The 3,089-nt window shown below is 65.9% G+C and carries 4 protein-coding genes; 2 read left to right on the top strand and 2 right to left on the bottom strand.

Annotated features, from left to right (window positions below; translation table 11 throughout):
• Positions 1 to 47 precede the first annotated feature (47 nt).
• Together EOA36_RS31995 and truA are read left to right on the top strand one after the other, a co-directional pair.
• Positions 48 to 554 carry an N-acetyltransferase gene (locus tag EOA36_RS31995; protein ID WP_127280837.1) on the top strand — a complete coding sequence of 169 codons (507 nt, stop codon included), beginning with the start codon at positions 48 to 50 and terminating at the stop codon, positions 552 to 554.
• Positions 555 to 577: 23 nt separating this feature from the next.
• Complete coding sequence (gene truA / locus EOA36_RS32000; protein ID WP_127280838.1) at positions 578 to 1,327, top strand: tRNA pseudouridine(38-40) synthase TruA; 750 nt, start codon at positions 578 to 580, stop codon at positions 1,325 to 1,327.
• A gap of 31 nt (positions 1,328 to 1,358) precedes the next feature.
• On the opposite strand, the gene EOA36_RS32005 is transcribed toward truA, so the two are convergent.
• A complete protein-coding gene (locus EOA36_RS32005) occupies positions 1,359 to 1,991 on the bottom strand; it encodes a transporter (protein WP_127280839.1) in 633 nt (210 codons plus the stop codon).
• 5 nt (positions 1,992 to 1,996) lie between these two features.
• The coding region (gene dapE / locus EOA36_RS32010) for a succinyl-diaminopimelate desuccinylase (protein WP_127280840.1) at positions 1,997 to 3,089 on the bottom strand (1,093 nt) is incomplete at its 5' end.

Consider the following 3,089-nt stretch of genomic DNA (forward strand, 5'->3'; position numbering starts at 1 on the left):
TCGGAATTCCTGCGCGGAGCCAAGATCGAAAAAGGACTGAAATTCTCATGAGCATGATGTCGATACGCGCGGCGACGCCGCGGGACCGCGAGGCCATCCGCCTCGTCGAGGAACACGCTTTCGGCCAGCAGGCGGAGGCCGGACTGGTCGACGCGCTGGTGACCGGCGGTGATGCCGTCGTCGAACTGGTGGCGGAAGAAGACGGGCAGGCCGTTGGCCACATCCTGTTTTCGCGCCTGTTCGTGCAGAACGGCGGCAAGAGTTTTGCCGCCGTGGCGCTTGCCCCGCTGGCGGTGGAGCCGTCTTTTCACGGCTCCGGCATCGGTGGCGCGCTGATCCGCGAGGCCCATATCCGGCTCAAGGATGCTGGCGAGACGCTAGCCGTTGTGCTTGGAGATCCGGCCTATTACGGCCGTTTCGGCTATAGCCACGCCCGGGCTGAAAAGTTCGACAGCGAATACCAAGGCGAGGCGCTGCAGGCGCTGGCCTGGGGCGACGCACCCGAAGCCGGCAGACTGGTCTACGCCTCCGCCTTCACCGCTCTCGCCGCCTAGGCGAGAGCGTACAGCCGACCGGCATGCCGCGTTTTCGCCTCGACATCGAATATGACGGCAGCCTGTTTGCCGGCTGGCAGCACCAGGCCGATCAGCCTTCGGTGCAGCAGGCGATCGAACAGGCGATCGAGAAATTCTGCGGCGAGGCGGTCCGGCTGCGCGCCGCCGGCCGCACCGATGCCGGCGTGCACGCCACCGCGCAGGTGGCGCATGTCGACCTTGCCAAGGCGTGGCCCGACGACAAGGTGCGCGATGCCATCAATGCGCACCTGCAGGCGGCGGGCGCGCGCATTGCCATCCTGAAAGCTGCAGTCGTTTCCGACGACTTCGATGCGCGTTTCTCGGCCACCGGCCGGCACTATCTCTACCGTGTCCTCAATCGGCGCGCGCCTTCGGCACTGGAACAGGGCAAGGTGTGGTGGGTGCCGAAGCGGCTCGATGCCGCCGCCATGCACGAGGCGGCGAAGCTCCTGCTCGGCCGGCACGACTTCACCACTTTCCGCTCCACCCAGTGCCAGGCCAACAGCCCGATCAGGACATTGGAGCGGCTCGATGTCAGCCGAACGGGTGACGTGATCGAGGTGAGAGCCTCGGCGCGGTCCTTCCTGCACAACCAGGTGCGCTCCATGGTCGGCTCGCTGAAGCGGGTCGGCGACGGCGGCTGGACATCAGGCGACCTCAAGGCCGCGCTCGAGGCGCGAGACCGCGCCGCCTGCGGCCAGGTGGCGCCGCCCGATGGGCTTTTCCTGATAGGCGTCGATTACCCCGGATAGACACCAACTCTGCCCTGGCTAGAACTGGGCTCTACCCCGGATAGAGTCCCGAGAGGCTCTGAGCCCCGATATCGTCCGGCACGGCGATGCCAAGCAGCATCTGCAACCCGAACAGCACCAGCAGCGAAGCGATGAACATGCCGACGAAAACGGCGGTGCCGACGGCCGCGCCCTTGCCGATCGTGGCATTGGTCATGCGCCAGGTCAGCACCATCGACAGGGAAAATAGGAGCAGCGACACAAGGCTCGAGACCTGGCTTGTCGATGACAGGAAAAGCCTGATCAGCGCCGAGGGCAGCATCAGCCAGGCGGTGATGGCCGAGGCCCAGTTGCTGGCGACGACATAGTGGACGAAGCGCCCGCCAATGCCGGCGCGCGGCGCCACCAAGGCGAGCGCTACCAGCGGCAGCACCCAGGAGCCGATATCGACCGTCGCCAGCCGCACCAGCATGGAGAAGCGGCCGGCGAAGGCATCGGGATCGCCGATCTGGTTGGCGATGCCGACCCAGCCGACGATCAGCGCCGGAGCCGCGATGATGATGGCGAAGAACGAATTCCAGAAGCCGTCGGCCGACAGGTCGAGCAGGCGCAGCCCATCGGCCTTGCCGAGCATCAGCCGCCAGGCGCCGGTCAGCGAAGCTTGGGTTTCGTCCGCCGAAAGCATGCCGGTCAGCCCTGTCCGAACCAGTCGTCGATGAAGCGCTGGTAGATTCGCGTCAGCGTTTCCAGATCGGCAATGGCGACGCGCTCGTCGACCATGTGCATGGTCTTGCCGACCAGGCCGAATTCGACCACCGGGCAATAATCCTTGATGAAGCGCGCATCCGATGTGCCGCCGGAGGTGGACAGCGCCGGCTTTTTGCCGACCACCGCACCGACGGAGCCGCTCAGCGTCTCGACCAGCCTGTCGTCGCGGGTCAGGAAGACATGGCTCGGCCGGTCGCGCCAGACGAGGTCATAGTCCACCGGCGTCTTCTTGCCTGGCCGATACTTCTTGCGCCCCGCCGCCTGATCGAGGCGGTTGTGGATTTCGGCCTGGACCGTCTCGGCCGTCCAGCTGTCGTTGAAGCGGATGTTGAAGGTGGCGGTCGCCTTGGCCGGAATGACGTTGGTGGCCGGGTTGCCGACATCGATGGAGGTCACCTCCAGATTGGTCGGCTGGAAATCCTTCGTGCCCTTGTCGAAGACCGGGTGCAGCAAGGCATCCACCAGGCTCATCAGGCCGCGCACCGGATTGTCGGCAAGCTGCGGATAGGCGGCATGGCCCTGGCGGCCATTGACGGTGATGCTGCCCGACATCGAGCCGCGCCGGCCGATCTTGATCATATCGCCAAGCGTGTCCGGATTGGTCGGCTCGCCGACGATCGAGGCGTCCCATTTCTCGCCTTTGGATGCGGCCCATTCGAGCAGCTTGACCGTGCCGTTGATGGCAGGCCCTTCCTCGTCGCCGGTGATCAGCAGCGACACCGAGCCCTTCGGTCCGCCATTTGCCTCGACATGGCGCGCCACCGCGGCGATGAAGCAGGCAATGCCGCCCTTCATGTCGACAGCGCCGCGGCCATACATCTCGCCATTGGCGATCTCGGCGGCGAAAGGCGGGTGCGTCCAGGCGGCTTCGTCGCCGACAGGCACCACGTCGGTATGGCCCGCGAACATCAGGTGCGGGCCGTTGCCGGAGCGCCGTGCATAGAGGTTCTCGATATCCGGCGTGCCCTCCTCCGAGAACACTGGCCGGTCGACCAGGAAGCCGAGCGGTTCCAGC

It is taken from the genome of Mesorhizobium sp. M8A.F.Ca.ET.021.01.1.1 (assembly GCF_003998025.1).
Classification (GTDB): domain Bacteria; phylum Pseudomonadota; class Alphaproteobacteria; order Rhizobiales; family Rhizobiaceae; genus Mesorhizobium.

Excerpts from the sequence above, each read along its gene's own strand:
- EOA36_RS31995 (WP_127280837.1), top strand. The coding sequence starts at position 48 with ATGAGCATGATGTCGATACGCGCGGCGACGCCGCGGGACCGCGAGGCC.
- truA (WP_127280838.1), top strand. The coding sequence starts at position 578 with ATGCCGCGTTTTCGCCTCGACATCGAATATGACGGCAGCCTGTTTGCC.
- EOA36_RS32005 (WP_127280839.1), bottom strand. The coding sequence starts at position 1,991 with ATGCTTTCGGCGGACGAAACCCAAGCTTCGCTGACCGGCGCCTGGCGG.